Origin of the sequence: Leifsonia shinshuensis (assembly GCF_022606355.1) — a bacterium.
Lineage (GTDB): Bacteria > Actinomycetota > Actinomycetes > Actinomycetales > Microbacteriaceae > Leifsonia > Leifsonia shinshuensis_B.
In genome coordinates this window covers 613,433-629,258 of the sequence record NZ_JAHHZQ010000003.1, presented here as the reverse complement: position 1 = coordinate 629,258, position 15,826 = coordinate 613,433, and the positions used below count along the sequence as shown (strand labels likewise).

Below are 15,826 nucleotides of genomic sequence, written 5' to 3'. Positions count from 1 at the left end.
CCCGCACCATCCGGGCGCCCGCCCGCATTCCGCGATCGAGCTGCAGCAGGCCAGGCCGCGTGCGTCACCCGTCGCGCGCGCCGCGAGACACGCTGGAGCCTCACCCGTGACGATCGAGAACCCGTCGCCCGCACTGTCCCCCGCCCACCAGGCCCTGCTCGAGCAGGTGCCGATCGGCGAGCACTCCGTGATCGATGCGGAGGTCGTCGACTACGAGCACGAGGGCGTCCCGCTCGAGGGCTACCTCGCCAGGGACGTGCAGGCCGACGACCGGCGTCCGGCCGTGCTGATCCTGCACGACTGGAACGGCGTGGGCGACAACGTTCGGATGCGCGCGCAGATGCTGGCCCGGCGCGGCTACGTCGCGTTCGCGGCCGACCTGTACGGCGCCGGCGTGCGGCCGAGCGGCGAGGAGGCGCCGAAGGTCGCCGGCCGGTACTACCGCGACCTGGACCTGCTGCGCTCGCGCGTCGCCGCCGGCTTCAGCCGGCTGCAGCAGCACCCGGCCGTCGACCCGGCGCGACTGGCCGTGATCGGCTACTGCTTCGGCGGCACCGCGGCGCTCGAGTTCGCCCGCACCGGCGCCCCGGCCCGCGGCGTGGTCTCCTTCCACGGCGGGCTGATCGCCCACGACCCCTCCGATGCGGCCGCGATCGCAGCCTCCCTGCTGGTCCTGACGGGCGGCTCCGACCCCGCCGTGCCCGACGACGCGGTGGCCGCGTTCGAGAACGAGCTGCGCGCGGCACCGCACGTCGACTGGCAGTTGACCACCTACTCGGGAGCCCCGCACGCGTTCACGATCCCGGGAACCGACCGCTACCGCCCCCTCGCCGACGCCCGCAGCTGGCGCGCGCTGGTGTGCTTCCTCGACGAGATCTTCGCCTGATCCCGGAGGAGCCCGACTCAATTGGCGGTCTGCGAAACGGTCATGTAAGCTCTAACAGGCCCGCGCGACGAACGCTGGGGTCATGCGCCACTAGCTCAACGGATAGAGCATCTGACTACGGATCAGAAGGTTGGGGGTTCGAATCCCTCGTGGCGCACAGGATCACCACAGAACTGGTTGAGACAGTACAAGAAGCCCTCGCGTGAGCGGGGGCTTCTTCGTTACTTGGTGGCATTCGGGTCGTGTGTGTGCACCTGCTCGAGGTAGACGGTCTGCTGGTCCACATAGAACCAGATGCGGGGATCGCCCTTCATCGTCGGCTTGTGCTGCCAACGTTGATAGTTCTTTCCCGCTCGAGAAATGGTCCCCAGCTCGCCTCTGCCGATTCGGCCGTGAGCGAGAATACCTGCGCCGCCCGCGGTGCGGGCGATACCTTCCACGCCATGAGGACGAAATGGGCGATGCACAGTGGAAGCGGTTCTTTCGCCATCCGATCCGTCGTCCTGACTGACGGTGGATTCAGGATCGAGGGCGATGCGTGCCCTCATTCTGAGGTCGATCCGCCCGCACGAATTCGGGTCGGAAGCGCGCCAGCCAACGTCAAGCGACTGGAGTGGCAGGCTCCTGGCACCGGTTTCTTGATCGAGATTGAGGGAGAGCTGGTGTACGGAAGTCAGTCGATCGGAATCTGGTTCGGCGACGAGCTCTGGTGCATCTACGACCTGTTCGAAGTCTGACCCCTTTAGCAAGTGAGCGGCGCCGCACAGAAGCATCATCCCTCGACCGAGCTCAGCGCGCCAAGGGAAGAGCTTGCACCGGGTCACCGCCAGGTGACGCACCGCGAGAGCGGCGAACAGGAAACCTGAAGCTACGGACCCGCAGGTCGCTGCAGGATGCTGACCAGAACGCGGTTGGTTCGATTCCACCGCCTCCATGCAATGCACCCCCTCCTCCCCGCCTCCCCCACAATGGACACGTGAGCCAACGCGCAGCAGTGGGAGAACAGGCCCACCCCTCGCTCCTCTCCGGCCCACGGGCCGACCTCTGGCTCGCCGCCGCCGTTCTCCTCGCCAGCGCCGCGCTCGTCCTCTGGGGCGGCGAGTCGACCGCGTCGCTCAGGTCGGTGTGGTGGCTGCCGGTCGCGGTGTTGCAGTGCGCGGCCGTGGCGGTGCGTCGCCTTCTTCCCGCGGTGGCGCTGTTGATCGCCTGGGCCGGCGCGCTGCTGCAGGTGGCGCTCGTGCAGGAGGTCGGGCCGCAGGACGTCGCCATCCTGATCGTGCTCTACTCCGCCGCGGCCCACGGCGGGCGGGTGACGCGGGCGCTCGGGCTGGTCTCTGCCCTCGCCGGGGGAGTCCTCGCCGGTTGGTTCCTCGCGGTCGCCGTGCCACGCGCGGCGGGGACGCAGCCGGGGTCGGTTCCCTTCCTCATCGGACTGTGCACGGCCATCCTGCTGCTGGCGTGGGGAGCCGGTCTGCTGCGCGCGGTGACCCGGCAGGCGATGGCCGATCGGCTGGCGGCGGGGGCGGCGGCCGAGCGGGCGCGGCAGGCGATCGCGGTCGAGGAGGAGCGCGCACGGATCGCGCGCGACATGCACGATGTGGTGGCGCATTCGCTGACCGTGATGATCGCGCAGGCCGAGGGTGCGCGCCTGGTCGCCGAGACCCGGGGCGGGGCGTCGCCGGAGGCGTTGAGCGCGATCGCTGACACCGGGCGGTCCGCCCTCACGGAGGTCCGTGGGGTCCTCGCAGACCTCAGAAGCGGGGACCGCGACAGCGCCCAGCCTTCGCTGGCGCGGCTCGAGGCGCTCGTCGCTCGGCTGCGGGCGAGCGGCGTCGCCGTCGCCGTCTCGTCGTCGGGGGAGGAGCGGCCCCTGCCGGCCGCCGTGGACGTGGCGGGTTTCCGGATCGTCCAGGAGGCTCTGACCAATGCCGTGCGTCACGGCGGAGGGAGCGGCGGCCCCACCCTCCACCTCGAGTGGGCGGACGGGGCGTTGCTCCTGACCGTGCGCAACGCGCTCGTTCCGGGAGGCGAGCCGCCCGGGCACCCTCCCGCGCGCGGCCACGGGCTGATCGGCATGCGCGAGCGGGCGCACGTCGTGGGTGGAACGGTCGTCACCGCCGTGGAGGACGGCGCCTTCGTGGTCACCGCGGTTCTGCCGTACGAGACGGGGGAGCGCGCATGAGCATCCGCGTCGCGGTCGTGGACGATCAGGCGCTGTTCCGTGCCGGGATCGCCCTGATCATCGGTACGCAGCCCGACCTGGAGCTCGTGGCCGAGTGCGCCTCGGGCGAGGACGCCGTCCGACTGGTACAGGAGAGCAGCGGTATCGACGTGATCCTGATGGATGTGCTCATGCCGGGTCTCGGTGGCATCGAAGCGACCTCGGCGATCACTGCGCTCCCCGACGCGCCCCGCGTGCTCATGCTGACCACGTTCGAGGACGACGCCACCGTCGCACAGGCGATCGCGGCCGGAGCGAGCGGCTTCGTCCTCAAGGATGCCAGGGCCGAGCTGCTGCTCTCGGCCGTCCGCTCCGTGGCCGACGGCACCGCTGTCCTCGCCCGCTCGGCGCCGCTCGGGCCGTTCGCGCGGGGCGTCGCGGCGAGCGCACCGGTACCGCCGGAGTTCGAGACGCTCACCGCGAGCGAGCGCACAGTGTTCCGGCACGTCGTGGCCGGGCTGAGCAACCGGGAGATCGCGGACGTCGCGTTCCTCAGCGAAGCGACGGTGAAGTCGTACGTGTCGCGGATCCTCGCCAAGGTGGGCGCGCGCGACAGGGTGCAGCTGGTGCTCTTCGCGGTCAGGCACGGCCTCACCGACTGAGCGGCCCGGAGTCCACGAAAGTCGATCGGATGTCGCAACCTTCGTGGATCAGGTCGACGCTGCAGACGGACGCGCCGGATTGCCCCGCGTTTCTAGCGTGGAATTCCGCCCACGTCATGAAAGCGAGCCCATGTTCCCCTCCCTCTCCGGCGCCGCCAAATCCGGGATCTTCATCGCCGGCGTCCTGCTCATCTCACTCACGACCGCCGGTGTCTTCGGTGGCCTGATCCTGGCCGTCTCGCCCCTGCTGATGACCCTGCTGATGATGTTCGTCGTCACGCGCGACGGGTACTCCCGGGCCGGCTGGCGCACGATCGGAGTCACCCGCCTCGGCCTGAAGTGGTGGCCCGTCACGCTGCTGGCGACCGCGGGCGTCAGCGCCCTGACCTACACAGCCGTCGTCGCGCTCGGCGCGGCCTCGTTCTCGGTGGCGCCCGGCGCAGGCGCCGACCTGCTCAGCCTGTGCATCTCCGGGCCGATCCTGGCGTTCGCCGAGGAGATCGGCTGGCGCGGCTACCTGCAGTCGCACCTCGCTCCGCGCATCGGACACCCGTGGTCATGGATCGTGGTCGGAGCCGTCTGGGTGTGCTGGCACCTGCCGTACATCCTCTTCACGCCGTACTACCACACCGACGGCAACCGGGTCCTGGTGCTGCTGCTCTTCACCGGAAGCGTCTTCGCGTTCTCGATCCTGTTCGGCGTCCTGCGTGAACGTTCGGGGAGCGTGTGGGTGGCCGTGCTCGCCCACTTCGGCCACAACGCCGCGTTCGCGTGGATCGGCTCCGACCTGATCACGACCAACCGCCCCGTCCTGGTCGAGGAGTACCTGGCCGGCGACACCGGCCTGTTCGTCCTCCTCGGCACCGCCCTCAGCGCGGCGCTGCTGCTGGTGCAGCGCGGTCGTGCGGCGCGGCGGCAGCCGGTGGCGGCCGTCACCGGCGGCTAACGGTCGGCCGCCGGTCCGGTCGCCACCGCCGTCCCCTGCCCGCTGGCGACGAGCACCGGCCCGTCGTCGGTCTCGGCGAACACCTCGCAGCGCACCACCGCCTGACGCCGTGTCGTTCCGACGACCGTCGCGATCGCCGTGAGGTCGCCACGGGCGGGACGGAGGTAGGAGACCGTGATGCCGGAGGTCAGGAGCTCGGGCCCGAGGCGCGTGCCGGCGGCGAAGGTCACCGCGTTGTCGACGGCGTAAGCGATCACCCCGCCGTGCACGAACCCGAACTGCTGACGCAGCGCACTGCGGAACGGGACGCGCACCTCCACCACCCCCGGCTCGAACCGCGTCAGTTCGGCGCCGACCAGCACGGTGAAGTCCTGCGCGGCGAACGCCGCGTGCGCGGTCGCCACCGCTTCGTCCCAGCCGGCGTGCTCATCGCTCATGGGGACATCCCACACCATCGGCGGGCTGGGTGGCGAGAGCCGTGGGCGGACGCCCCCGAAACGGGTCGCTGACGCCGGTCGTCCGCGATGTCAGGATGTGATCCGTGATACCGAGTCGATGGCCGCGCGCGCTGTGGTGGCTCCTCCTGATCCCGTTGTTCGCCCTCCCGGTCACCGGGTTGGAGATGCTCGGGCGCGGAGGCGAGCTGGGACTGGGCATCACGACTCTGATCGCCCTCGCCGTGGTCGTGCCCGTGGTGGCCGTCCTGCTCTGTCTGCGGTGGAGGGCCGACGCCCGGTCCGACGCGGTGAAGGCGCTGTGGCCGCACGGCTATATTGTCGAGGGCCTCGCGTGCGACCCGACGACTGCCGGGCTCTTCGCTGTCGGAGGTCGGGAGGCCGCGGACCGCGCCAAGGGCGGTTATGCGGTGGCGTTCGACGCGGAGGGCGCGCGGTTCTACGCCGGGGGACGGAGAACGGTCGAGTTCCTGCGGATCCGCTGGTCGCAGGTCGCGGACCTCGCTGCGACGACCGTGACGGTACCGGGACGCCAGGCCTCGGCACTGACTCTGTCGATACTCCACGACGGGACATCCACGACCCTCCCGCTCGTGATCAAGGCGACCCAGGCATCACGGGGTTCCGCTACAACTCGCCGGTCGAGGTGCGGGACCACCTGAAGGTGGTCGAATCGCTGCGCGGGTCCAGCAGACCCGTCCTGCCTCCCCCCGTCTCGGCGGTGGAGTCAGAAACGCCGGATCGACCGCTCCGTCGCACGCTCGCGCGCGGCATGACCTCCACCACGATGAACCTCGTCGGCCTCTTCGGCGTCACTGCTGGGCGGATGGTGTGGATCTTCGTCCCGGCGCGCGAGCGGGCGGAACTCCGTGCTGGTTACACCTTCTCGAACGACGGCGATCTCTCCGTCGACCAGCTCGATCCCCGCACCGGCTACGTCATCCGCCGGGCCGGCAGTCCGGGCGCTCGATCGACGGACCGCCAAGAGCGAGCGGCTGAGGGTGCGAGAGCTGGCGGCCCGCGACACCTGATCGCTCCCGGTCGTATGGGAGCGGAACCCCACTCCCATACGACATCGGGTAAGACGCCGGTGCGTTCGAGACGCCCCCTAACTGCGTGCGCGCGCACCGGTGACCCTTCCAGAGTAACCGCGGAATAGACCGTACAGTCGACCCTGTTTCGGCGCGGCGTCCCCAGCGGGATTCCGGGCCTGCCCGAAGACGGAGTCCGCTGGTTATGCTGTGCGCCATGAGCACGAAGAGCAGACAGGGGCCACACCAGGAGGAGACGCTGCACCTGGGCGCTCATCGAGGGATGTGGGGGGCGTTCGCCGGGCTGATCACGGCCGTGCTCATCGCCTACCCGCTGTCGGCGAGCATCGCGTTCGCGACGCATCCGGCGACGCAGAAGCTGTTCGGGGAGCGGCTGGCTTCCGCGTCGCAGACCGGCTTCCAGGCGTTCTGGTGGATCATCGCGCTCGGCTGCCTCGCTCTGCCGTTCATCGTCGGCTTCGGCATCGCGAAGATGTCGGCCCGCACCCTCACCATCATCGGCGGTGTCGTCGTGGTCTTCCTGATCCTGGTGATCGTCCTGGGGCAGATGTTCCTGTTCTGAGCCTGCCCGTGCGGACGCCTCAGAGCTCGGCGTCGCCCAGGTCTTCGGCGTTCAGGTCGTCCGGCGAGCCCATCACGGCGGGAACGCACTCGGCGAAGGCGTAGCGCAGGAGGACCGGCCACTCGCTGGAGTCGACCAGATCGAAGACGTCCACGACCGCCGCCCCGCCGATGTGGGAGGGCACGCGCAGCTCGAAGGGCGGTTCGCTCGTCCGCTCGAACTCGATCTCGTACGCGACGTCGCCGCGCTCGAGGACGGCTAGCACGATGTCCATGTCTTCCGTCCTACCCGATCTGCACCGTCCCGAAAACCCCTTCTCCGCCATCGAAGGGCACGTCGTTGTCGCTTTCGGGCGCTGAAAGTGACAACGACGTGCCCCTCGGCGGAGAGGGTGGAGGGTGGAGGGTGGAGCCGAAGGAGGGTGGCTGTGGCTACAGGGTGAGGAGGCCGCGGCGGAAGCCCTCGGCGACGGCGGCTGCCCGATCGCCCACGCCGAGCTTGGCGTAGATGCTGAGCAGGTGCGTCTTGACGGTGGCTTCGCTGAGGTGCAGGTGCTCCCCGGCAACCCGGTTGGTGGCGCCGTCGGCGACGAGGGCCAGCACCTCCAGCTCGCGCGGGGTCAGCAGGCTCGACTCCGGTGTGCGCACACGACCCACCAGCCGGGAGGCGACGGAGGGCGCCAGCACCGCGTCGCCGACCGCCGCCGCGCGGATCGCGCGCAACAGGTCGTCGCGCGGCACGTCCTTGAGCAGGTAGCCCGTGGCACCCGCCTCGATGGCGGGCAGCACGTCCGAGTCGCCGTCGAACGTGGTGAGCACGACGACGCGGCACGGGAGACCGAGCCGGGTGAGCTCGCGGATGGCGGCGACGCCGTCCATGCCGCGCATCCGCAGGTCCATGAGCACGACGTCGGGCGTCAGCACCCGCGCGAGCTGAACGGCCTCCGCGCCGTCCGACGCCTCGCCCACGACCTCCACCCCGGGGTCGGAGGCCACCATGCCGACGATGCCGTCCCGCACGACGGGATGGTCGTCGACCACCAGCAGGCGGATGGGGGCGTCGGCGCTCGCCGCGGTCACGCCGGGACCTCCGCCCGGATCGCGGTGCCGTGGCCGGGACGCGACTCCACGACGAGGCCGCCCGCGACCGACTCGATACGCTCGCGCATCGCGATCAGGCCGTAACCGCCCTGGTCGGACGGTTCCCGCGCGACCGGTCCGGGGCGCGGATCGAACCCGCGGCCGTCGTCGCGCACCTCGAGGCGCGTGCCGGTAGCGTCCGCGCGCAGGGTCAGTCGAACCCGGCGCGCGCCCGCGTGGCGCTCGACGTTCGCGAGGGCTTCCTGCGCGGTCCGCAGGAGGGCGACCTCCACGTCGGTCGGCAGAGCGGTGGCGTCCCCGCTCGCGCTGACGTCGCACGGGATGCCGGTGCGCTCCGTCCAGGTGCGCGCGAGCTGCCCGACCGCCTCCGGCAGCCGCATCGCGTCGAGGGCGGCCGGCCGCAGCGCCTTCACCGAGCGGCGCGCCTCCGCGAGCCCGTCCCTGGCGAGGGCGATGGCCGCCTGGGTGTGCCGCGCGCGGGAGGCGTCGTCCGGCGCCTGCTCCGCCGCCTGCAGCTGCGTGACGATACCGGCGAAGCCCTGCGCCAGCGTGTCGTGGATCTCGCGCGCGAGCCGCGACCGCTCCTGCTCGGTGGCCCGGAGGTTCACCTGGCGTTCCGCCAGGCGCAGCGACCACGACAGGCCGCACATCGCGACGACGTTCAGCAGGAGGATGCCGATGGCGCCGACGATCCCCGCCGTGTCCCAGCCCAGCGGCGACGCCTGGGCGAGCCCGGCGACGACCGCGGTCGCACCGACGGCCAGCAGCTCCCACGGCCACGGGACGATCGAGTAGGCGAACGCGAACACCGCGATGGTGAGGAAGCCGAACCAGCTGTCCCGGAGCACCAGTGCCAGGCTGAGCGCGATGAGCCCGGTCATGAAGACGGCGATCGCGACCGGGTGCTCGCGCAGCCTCTGCGGGAGCCTGTGCCAGACGATGATCCACGCCGTGGTCACCGCGCAGAGGAGCAGGGTGGGCACGAGCTGGGCCCACTCGCCCCACTGCACGCCGAGGGTGAAGGCGACCAGCACCGCCAGCACGACGTACGGTGTGACCGTGAGCACGGTCCTCCAGCGCGGATCGATCACGTTCAGACCCTACGCTTTCGCGGGCACCAGCGCGCGCGTGCGCGGGAGGTTCGCGATGATCGCGACCGGCAGGACGAGGAGGCCGCACACCGCCTGCTCGATGCGCACCCAGCCGGGCAGGAAGCCGGGGATGGCCACGATGACGATGACGGCGGCGACGATGATCGGTGCGACGATCCGCAGCCGCAGCAGGGCGTTGCGCGAGCCGCGGGCCGCACCGATCCCGAAGACCAGGAGCAGGACGGAGCTGGCGAGGACGATCGAGCAGCGGATCCAGATGGCGATGTCCACGCCGACGCCGACGGCGGTCAGCACGGCGAGGAAGGCGACCATGGCTGCGCTGAGCGCGACGAACGACCAGAGCAGGGCGAGAACCGGGCGGAAGGCCGCGCGGCGGGCCGTGGCGTGCACGGCGGCGGTGTTGGGAAAGGGTGTCTCGGTCATGACCCCAGCCTCCCGGGAGGCGCCCGCGCCCGGATCGACCGAACGGTCAGACCCCGTCACCGATCGGTTGACACTGTTGCGGGCCTGCCCGACCGGGTGTAGACGGGGTGGGGAACCGCAACCGACAAGGGAGGTCGCGTCATGTCTTCGATCGTGGTGCAGTCGTTCGTCACCCTGGACGGCGTCGTGCAAGGGCCGGGCGGCCCGGAGGAGGACGTCAGCGGGGGGTTCCCGTACGGCGGCTGGCAGTTCGACTACGACGACGACGGCACCGTCGAGGCCTGGGAGGAGAACACCGAGGCCCTGCTGCTCGGCAGGCGCACCTATGAGCTCTTCGCCGCCTCCTGGGGTGTCTGGAGCGAGGAGGCGGAGGGCTTCCAAGGCGAGCTGACCCGCAGGTACAACCGCATCCCCAAGTACGTCGCGTCGCGCACGCTGGGCGAGGTCGGCTGGAAGAATTCGTATCTGCTCGGACCGGACGTGCCTGCGGCGGTGGATCGTCTCCGCTCGGAGCCGGGAGGCGAGATCCGGGTGTGGGGCAGCACGGAGCTCATCCGCACCCTGGCCGAGCACGACCAGGTCGACGAGTACCGCCTCCTGGTGCACCCGCTCGTGCTGGGCACCGGCAAGAAGCTCTTCGGCGACGGCTTCCCGCACACCCGGCTCGCGCTGGCCGAGTCGCGGTCGACCCCCTCGGGGGTGGTGGTGAACGTGTACAGGCGGGCGGCCGGGTGAGCCCCGGTTCACACCCGCTCCAGCACTCGGCACCGCGCGGTCACACGGTCTCCGGGTCGGTGGGTGCGGGTGCCTCGCCGGCCGGCAGGGCGTCGAGCGTCGCGTGGAGGCGCCGACTCCGTTCGCGCCTGAAGCGTTCGTGCGGCGCCATCCCGTCGCGGAGTTCCCTCCAGGGCTCAGGGGCGAGCGAGTAGCGCACGTTGCGCCCGGCCGTGCGTTCGACGACCAGTCCGGCGTGCGGCAGACAGGCGGTCGGCCGCCGTGTTCTTCGCGCGGACGGGCACGTCAGCCCTGCTGCAGCAGCACGAAGCCGTTGCCGTCGGGGTCGGCGAACTGCGCCTGCACACCCCAGCCGACCTTCTCGGGGCCGGTGACCGGCACGCCCGCGGCACCGAGTGCGGCCACCACACCCTCGATGTCGTCGGTGTGGAGCACGATGCCCTGCTGCCAGCCGGGGGCGGCCTGGCCGGGGAACGGCGGGTGCAGTGTGAAGTCGACGGCACTGCCCTCGGGCGCGACCGACAGCCAGCGCGCGTCTCCGTACGCGGTGTCCGCGCGCACTTCGAATCCGAGCACGTCTCTGTAGAAGGTGAGCGCGCGATCCTGATCGGCGACGGGGATGGTGACGGTCTGGATGCGGACGCGGGGCGTTGCCGTGGTCATGGCAGGAGTATATGCAGGAGAAAACCTACCGACCACGCCGGGGAGGTCGCCCTGCGTCGGGACGTCGCTCGCGGCGGTCGTAGGCTGACCGCATGGCCGGTGGAGCTCAGGACGACCGCAGTGTCGCGGAGCGGGTGTTCGCGATCGCGGACGCCTTCGAACGCGGCGACGAGTTGACGCTCAGCGAGGTCGCCAGGCGGGCCGACCTCCCGGTGTCGACCGCGCACCGGCTGCTCGGCGAGTGGGTCGCCTGGGGTGGACTGCTGCGCGGGGACGACGGCCGTTACCGGGTCGGCATGAAGCTGTGGCGGCTCGGTGTGCGCCAGCCGACGGCGCGCAAGCTGCGGGAGGCTGCGCGCCCGTACCTCGACGACCTCCTGGAGGCGACGGGGGAGCACGTGCACCTCGCCGTGCGCGACGGGCTCGGCGCGGTCTATCTCGAGCGGCTCTCCGGTCCCGGTGCCGTCCGGGTCATCAGCGACGTGGGGACGCGCCTCCCGCTGCACGCCACCGGCGTCGGTCTGGTGCTGCTGGCGTACGCGCCGTCCGGGACGCTCGAGGAGCTGCTCGCGCAGAAACCGCGCAAGTTCCTCCCGAACACGCTGACCAGCGAGAAGGAGCTGCGCGCCCGGCTCGCGAGCATCCGCGCCACGGGGGTGTCGCGGTCGGTCGAGGAGTTGACCCGCGGCGCGTTCTCGGTCGCGGCGCCGGTGCGCGACACCGCCGGGGACATCGTCGCGGCCGTGTCGATCATCGCGCATGCCGAACGGGCCGGCGAGCCGCAGTTCGTGCTCGGCGTGCGGATGGCCGCGCGCGGCATAACCGCGGCGCTCGTCTCGGGTCGCTGAGGCTGGCTGGGCGGTCCGGCTACCGATACCTTCGAGCCATGCTCACGCACAGAACGCTCAGATCAGCTCTCGCGGCGGCCGTCGTGCTCGCCGCCCTGTCCGGATGTGCCGCGTCCGGATCCTCGTCGCCGGCCGGAGACTGGGGAGTCGTCAAGGCGGGCCAGCCGTCGCTCACGGTCGAGTCCAACGGCTCGTGGCACGGCAACGACGGCTGCAACGCCATGAAGGGCGACGGGAAGATCTCCGGGCAGGAGTTCACGTTCGGGCCGTTCGCCTCGACCTTGGTCGCGTGCGAGGGCGTCACGCCGTGGCTCAACCTCGCGGTCACGGCCAAGGTCGACGGCGACTCGCTGGTCGTCTTCCGAGGTGACGGCAGCAAGATCGGCACGTTGTCACGGCGCTGACGGGGTGATCCGCAGGGGGAGTCCATCTCGCTGAGTGGAAGGTCATCCAGGATCGCCGCCGGAGTGGATTTCTTTCCATCCAGTGGAAAGACGCTCCGGTGTCGCGCCGCCGTGTCGAAAACTGGGACGACCTTCCCACAGAAGCGAAAGGCGGAACATGCGAACCCAGGTCGCCATCATCGGGGCCGGGCCCGCAGGACTCCTGCTCGGCCACATCCTGCGACGTGCCGGAGTCGACTTCGTCCTCCTCGAGCAGAAGAGCCGCGAGTACGTACTGGGCCGCGTGCGCGCCGGCGTCCTCGAACAGGGCTCCGTCGACATCCTGCGCGAGCTGGGCCTCGACGCCGACCTCGCCGAGCGCGGGCTGACCCACCACGGCATCCACCTGCAGTTCGCGGGGCAGCGCCACCACCTCGACTTCGTCGATCTCGTCGGCCGCACGGTCACCGTCTACGGCCAGCAGGCGCTCGTCCGACACCTGCTCGCCGAGCACGACCGGGCGGGATCCGACATCCGCTTCGAGACGGCGGGGGTGGACCCGCACGGTCTCGACACCGACACCCCCTTCGTGACGACCGACGCCGGCGAGCGGATCGACTGCGAGATCGTCGTCGGCGCCGACGGCTACCACGGTGTCTGCCGCCCGGCGATCCCAGGCATCCAGGCCCTCGAGCGCAGCTACCCCTACGCCTGGCTCGGCATCATGGCCGAGGTCGCACCCTCCACCGACGACCTCATCTACGCCCTGCACCCCGAGGGCTTCGCCATGCACTCCATGCGCTCCCCGGAGGTGTCGCGGCTCTACCTGCAGGTCGATCCGGACGAGTCGGTCGACGACTGGTCCGACGCCCGCATCTGGGAGGCGCTGCAGACGCGTCTCGGCGTGCCGGGCTGGACACTCCACGAAGGCGAGATCACCGAGAAGTCGATCACGCCGATGCGCAGCTTCGTCGCCTCCACCCTCGAATACGGCCGGCTGTTCCTCGCCGGCGACGCCGGACACATCGTCCCGCCGACGGGAGCGAAGGGCCTCAACTCGGCGATCGCCGACGTCGCGCTGCTCGGTCGGGCTCTGGCCGCGCACTTCGGCGGAGATGATGCGCCGCTGAAGGGCTACAGCAACTCCGCGCTCGCGCGCCAGTGGAAGGTGCAGCAGTTCTCGCAGTGGATGACGGAGATGCTCCACGTGCACAGGGAGGTCTCCGATCCGTCGGCCAGGGCCTTCCGCTACCGCAGCCAGCTCGGACAGCTGGAATACACCACAGGATCGCGCAACGCGCAGGCGGCTCTCGCCGAGCAATACGCGGGCCTTCCCTTCTGAGGCATGCCGATGACCGACAACACAGAGCAGAACCAGATCGACGCCGAGATCGGCCGGGTGCACGCGGCGACGGCCGCGGGCGGACCGCTCCCCGTGCACGCGCTGCGCGACTTCGGCCCGTATCGCAGCTCGGCGCTGCGGCATCCGACGCACGAGCTCGTGCGCGCCGACCCCGAGGAGATCGAGCTCGTGTCACCGGCGTTCGGCCACTCGGACGTCGCGGCCGAGGAGAGCGACCTCACCATCCAGCACGCCGGCGAGCCGCTCGGCGAGCGCATCATCGTGACGGGACGGGTGCTCGACGGCGAGGGACGCCCGGTCCGCAACCAGCTCGTCGAGATCTGGCAGGCGAACTCCGCCGGCCGCTACGTGCACAAGCGCGACCAGCATCCCGCGCCGCTCGACCCGAACTTCACCGGCGTCGGGCGCACGATCACGGGGGACGACGGGTCGTACCGGTTCGTGACCATCAAGCCGGGCCCGTACCCGTGGAAGAACCACCGCAACGCCTGGCGTCCGGCGCACATCCACTTCTCGCTGTTCGGCTCCGCGTTCACGCAGCGGCTGGTGACCCAGATGTACTTCCCGAGCGACCCGCTGTTCGCGCTCGACCCGATCTACCAGTCGATCGTCGACCCCGACGCGCGGCAGAGGCTCATCGCGGCCTACGATCACGACGTCAGCGAGCCGGAGTGGGCCCTGGGCTACCGGTGGGACATCGTGCTCACCGGCAGCAGGGCCACCTGGATGGAGCCGGAGGAGGGCGAGCATGTCTGACCTGGACGAGAGCGGCGCGACGGAGCACGCGCGCCACCTGCAGACGCCGTCGCAGACCGTCGGGCCGTTCTTCGGCTACGCGTTGCCCTACGAGGGCGGACCGGAGGTCGCGGCGCCGTGGAACCCCGAGGCGATCCGATTCCACGGCACCGTCTGCGACGGGGCGGGCGAGCCCGTCCCCGACGCCCTCCTCGAGATCTGGGGAGCCGACGCCCGGGGCCGCCCGATCGGCGAACGCGGGAGCCTGCACCGCGACGGCCACACCGTGACAGGGTTCGGTCGCGCTGCCGTCGACCGTGCGGGCCACTACTCGTTCACGACGGTCCGGCCCGGTGCCCCGGCGCCCGGCCGCGCCCCGTACCTCCTGGTCACCGTCTTCGCGCGCGGGCTGCTGCACCACCTGTTCACGCGCGCCTATTTCGACGACGACCCGTTCCTTGCGACCGTACCCGAAGGCCGGCGTGACACGCTCCGCGCCGTGCGTGACGGCGAGCGCAGCTACCGGTTCGACATCCGCCTCCAGGGCGACGGCGAGACCGTCTTCCTCGACTTCATCGGCGACGGCCGTGGCTGACGCCTTCGACTGGGGTCTGCTCGAGCCGGCCGGCGCACTCGGTGCGTCGGTCGGCGACGATCGTGTCCTGGCGGCCATGGTCGCCGTGGAGGCCGCGCTGGCCGGTGCCTGGAGGGAGATCGAGGGCACGGGCTCCGCGTCGGATGCTCCCGCCTTCGACGTCGATGCGATCGACCGCGGCCGGCTCGTGGACGGTGCGCGCGACGCCGGCGTGCCGATCATCGCGCTGGTCGCGCAGCTGCGCGAGCAGGCGGGCGAAGCGGCCGACGCCGTCCACCGCGGCGCGACCAGCCAGGACATCGTGGACACGGCGCTCGTGCTGGTGTCGCGCGACGGCCTCGCGCGCGCGGCCGAAGCGCTCGCCACCGCGGCCGACGCGCTCGCCGAGCTGGCGGTGCGGTATCGAGCGACGCCGGTCGTGGCGCGCACACTGTCGCAGCCGGCCGAGCCGACCACCGTCGGCGCACAGTTCGCCACCTGGCTCGACGGCGTCTCGTCCGCTCGGGAGGCGCTGGATGCTCTGTCGGCGGCCGGCTTCCCCGTGCAGCTCGGGGGCGCTGTCGGCACCGGAGCCGCCTTCGTGCGGGCATCCGGTCGCGACGACGCGCCCGCCATCCTGCGCGCCGCCGTCGCCCGCCGGCTGGGTCTCTCGGACCCCGGCCGAGCGTGGCACACCGATCGCACCCCGGCGGTCGCCATCGCCGACGCCGCCGCGCGCGTCTGCGTCGCGACCGGCCGCATCGGCCGCGACCTCGCACTGGCCGCGCGCGACGGCGCGTTCCGCCCGGCCGGCGGCGGCGGCTCGTCCGCCATGCCGCACAAGCGGAACCCCGTCGACGCGGTGATCCTCAGCGCGAACGGGCTCCGGGCGCCCGGCCTCCTCGCCACGGTTCACGCGGCGACCCTGAGCTCGGACGCGCGCCCTGCGGGCGAGTGGCACGCCGAATGGCAGGCGTGGCGTGGCCTGTTGCGACTGGCCCTCGAGAGTGCGGAGGTGCTGGCGAACGCCATCGCCGACCTGGTCGTCGAGGCGTCCCCCAACGCCGACGGCGTGGCCGCTGACGACGTGGACCTGGCAGCGGCCGGTGCCGTCGTCGACGCAGCGATCGCCCGGCACGGACGAACGGACCGATCCCGATGACGGG

The 15,826-nt window shown here is 71.3% G+C and carries 20 protein-coding genes and 1 tRNA gene; 14 read left to right on the top strand and 7 right to left on the bottom strand.

From position 1 onward, the window contains the following. The first annotated feature begins 106 nt into the window (after nucleotides 1–106). Nucleotides 107–886, top strand: coding sequence for a dienelactone hydrolase family protein (locus KNO15_RS14480; protein WP_241704476.1), 780 nt, complete (start codon nucleotides 107–109; stop codon nucleotides 884–886). Nucleotides 887–970: 84 nt separating this feature from the next. Further along, a tRNA-Arg gene (locus KNO15_RS14475) sits at nucleotides 971–1,043 on the top strand. Nucleotides 1,044–1,107: 64 nt separating this feature from the next. Here the strand turns inward: KNO15_RS14475 and KNO15_RS14470 are convergent. Beyond that, nucleotides 1,108–1,821, bottom strand: coding sequence for a hypothetical protein (locus tag KNO15_RS14470; RefSeq protein WP_241704475.1), 714 nt, complete (start codon nucleotides 1,819–1,821; stop codon nucleotides 1,108–1,110). 41 nt (nucleotides 1,822–1,862) lie between these two features. On the opposite strand from KNO15_RS14470, the gene KNO15_RS23360 reads away from it, so the two are divergent. The 3 genes from KNO15_RS23360 (at nucleotide 1,863) to KNO15_RS14455 (ending at nucleotide 4,655) form a co-directional block, all read left to right on the top strand. Further along, nucleotides 1,863–3,068, top strand: a complete 1,206-nt coding sequence (locus tag KNO15_RS23360; protein ID WP_241704474.1) for a sensor histidine kinase — start codon at nucleotides 1,863–1,865, stop codon at nucleotides 3,066–3,068. After that, complete coding sequence (locus tag KNO15_RS14460; protein ID WP_241704473.1) at nucleotides 3,065–3,709, top strand: response regulator transcription factor; 645 nt, start codon at nucleotides 3,065–3,067, stop codon at nucleotides 3,707–3,709. The genes KNO15_RS23360 and KNO15_RS14460 overlap by 4 nt, the downstream gene beginning before the upstream one ends. Before the next feature lie 130 nt (nucleotides 3,710–3,839). Next, nucleotides 3,840–4,655 carry a CPBP family intramembrane glutamic endopeptidase gene (locus KNO15_RS14455; RefSeq protein ID WP_241704472.1) on the top strand — a complete coding sequence of 272 codons (816 nt, stop codon included), beginning with the start codon at nucleotides 3,840–3,842 and terminating at the stop codon, nucleotides 4,653–4,655. On the opposite strand, the gene KNO15_RS14450 is transcribed toward KNO15_RS14455, so the two are convergent. Further along, nucleotides 4,652–5,092, bottom strand: a complete 441-nt coding sequence (locus tag KNO15_RS14450; RefSeq protein ID WP_241704471.1) for a PaaI family thioesterase — start codon at nucleotides 5,090–5,092, stop codon at nucleotides 4,652–4,654. The genes KNO15_RS14455 and KNO15_RS14450 overlap by 4 nt on opposite strands. A 104-nt stretch (nucleotides 5,093–5,196) precedes the next feature. Here KNO15_RS14450 and KNO15_RS14445 point away from each other — a divergent pair, with 104 nt between their 5' ends. Both KNO15_RS14445 and KNO15_RS14440 read left to right on the top strand, forming a co-directional pair. Further along, nucleotides 5,197–5,772 (top strand): hypothetical protein, encoded by a 576-nt coding sequence (locus KNO15_RS14445; RefSeq protein WP_241704470.1) that lies wholly within the window; start codon nucleotides 5,197–5,199, stop codon nucleotides 5,770–5,772. 586 nt (nucleotides 5,773–6,358) lie between these two features. After that, nucleotides 6,359–6,724, top strand: coding sequence for a hypothetical protein (locus tag KNO15_RS14440; protein ID WP_241704469.1), 366 nt, complete (start codon nucleotides 6,359–6,361; stop codon nucleotides 6,722–6,724). Between the two features lie 19 nt (nucleotides 6,725–6,743). Here the strand turns inward: KNO15_RS14440 and KNO15_RS14435 are convergent, their stop codons facing one another. From KNO15_RS14435 to KNO15_RS14420, 4 genes are all read right to left on the bottom strand, one after another. Then, nucleotides 6,744–6,998 (bottom strand): hypothetical protein, encoded by a 255-nt coding sequence (locus KNO15_RS14435; RefSeq protein WP_241704468.1) that lies wholly within the window; start codon nucleotides 6,996–6,998, stop codon nucleotides 6,744–6,746. A 157-nt stretch (nucleotides 6,999–7,155) separates the two neighbouring features. After that, nucleotides 7,156–7,803: a response regulator transcription factor gene (locus KNO15_RS14430; RefSeq protein ID WP_308220443.1), complete on the bottom strand. Its 648-nt coding sequence runs from the start codon at nucleotides 7,801–7,803 to the stop codon at nucleotides 7,156–7,158. Further along, on the bottom strand, nucleotides 7,800–8,915 hold the full coding sequence (locus tag KNO15_RS23355; protein WP_241704467.1) for a sensor histidine kinase: 1,116 nt from the start codon (nucleotides 8,913–8,915) through the stop codon (nucleotides 7,800–7,802). Before KNO15_RS23355 ends, KNO15_RS14430 begins: the two co-directional genes overlap by 4 nt. Nucleotides 8,916–8,924: 9 nt before the next feature. Continuing rightward, nucleotides 8,925–9,359 (bottom strand): hypothetical protein, encoded by a 435-nt coding sequence (locus tag KNO15_RS14420; RefSeq protein WP_241704466.1) that lies wholly within the window; start codon nucleotides 9,357–9,359, stop codon nucleotides 8,925–8,927. Between the two features lie 141 nt (nucleotides 9,360–9,500). Here KNO15_RS14420 and KNO15_RS14415 point away from each other — a divergent pair, with 141 nt between their 5' ends. After that, nucleotides 9,501–10,094, top strand: a complete 594-nt coding sequence (locus tag KNO15_RS14415; protein ID WP_241704464.1) for a dihydrofolate reductase family protein — start codon at nucleotides 9,501–9,503, stop codon at nucleotides 10,092–10,094. Between the two features lie 285 nt (nucleotides 10,095–10,379). On the opposite strand, the gene KNO15_RS14410 is transcribed toward KNO15_RS14415, so the two are convergent. Continuing rightward, on the bottom strand, nucleotides 10,380–10,757 hold the full coding sequence (locus KNO15_RS14410; RefSeq protein ID WP_241704463.1) for a VOC family protein: 378 nt from the start codon (nucleotides 10,755–10,757) through the stop codon (nucleotides 10,380–10,382). Nucleotides 10,758–10,849: 92 nt separating this feature from the next. Here KNO15_RS14410 and KNO15_RS14405 point away from each other — a divergent pair, with 92 nt between their 5' ends. The 6 genes from KNO15_RS14405 (at nucleotide 10,850) to KNO15_RS14380 (ending at nucleotide 15,822) form a co-directional block, all read left to right on the top strand. Then, complete coding sequence (locus KNO15_RS14405) at nucleotides 10,850–11,605, top strand: IclR family transcriptional regulator (protein ID WP_241704462.1); 756 nt, start codon at nucleotides 10,850–10,852, stop codon at nucleotides 11,603–11,605. A gap of 38 nt (nucleotides 11,606–11,643) precedes the next feature. After that, nucleotides 11,644–12,009, top strand: a complete 366-nt coding sequence (locus KNO15_RS14400; protein WP_241704460.1) for an META domain-containing protein — start codon at nucleotides 11,644–11,646, stop codon at nucleotides 12,007–12,009. Nucleotides 12,010–12,166: 157 nt separating this feature from the next. After that, on the top strand, nucleotides 12,167–13,330 hold the full coding sequence (locus tag KNO15_RS14395) for a 4-hydroxybenzoate 3-monooxygenase (protein WP_241704459.1): 1,164 nt from the start codon (nucleotides 12,167–12,169) through the stop codon (nucleotides 13,328–13,330). Nucleotides 13,331–13,339: 9 nt separating this feature from the next. Next, entirely contained in the window at nucleotides 13,340–14,107 is a 768-nt protein-coding gene (pcaH, locus tag KNO15_RS14390) for a protocatechuate 3,4-dioxygenase subunit beta (RefSeq protein WP_241704458.1), read from the top strand. Further along, nucleotides 14,100–14,681: a protocatechuate 3,4-dioxygenase subunit alpha gene (pcaG, locus tag KNO15_RS14385; protein WP_241704456.1), complete on the top strand. Its 582-nt coding sequence runs from the start codon at nucleotides 14,100–14,102 to the stop codon at nucleotides 14,679–14,681. The genes pcaH and pcaG overlap by 8 nt, the downstream gene beginning before the upstream one ends. After that, on the top strand, nucleotides 14,674–15,822 hold the full coding sequence (locus tag KNO15_RS14380; RefSeq protein ID WP_241704455.1) for a lyase family protein: 1,149 nt from the start codon (nucleotides 14,674–14,676) through the stop codon (nucleotides 15,820–15,822). The genes pcaG and KNO15_RS14380 overlap by 8 nt, the downstream gene beginning before the upstream one ends. Nucleotides 15,823–15,826 lie beyond the last annotated feature (4 nt).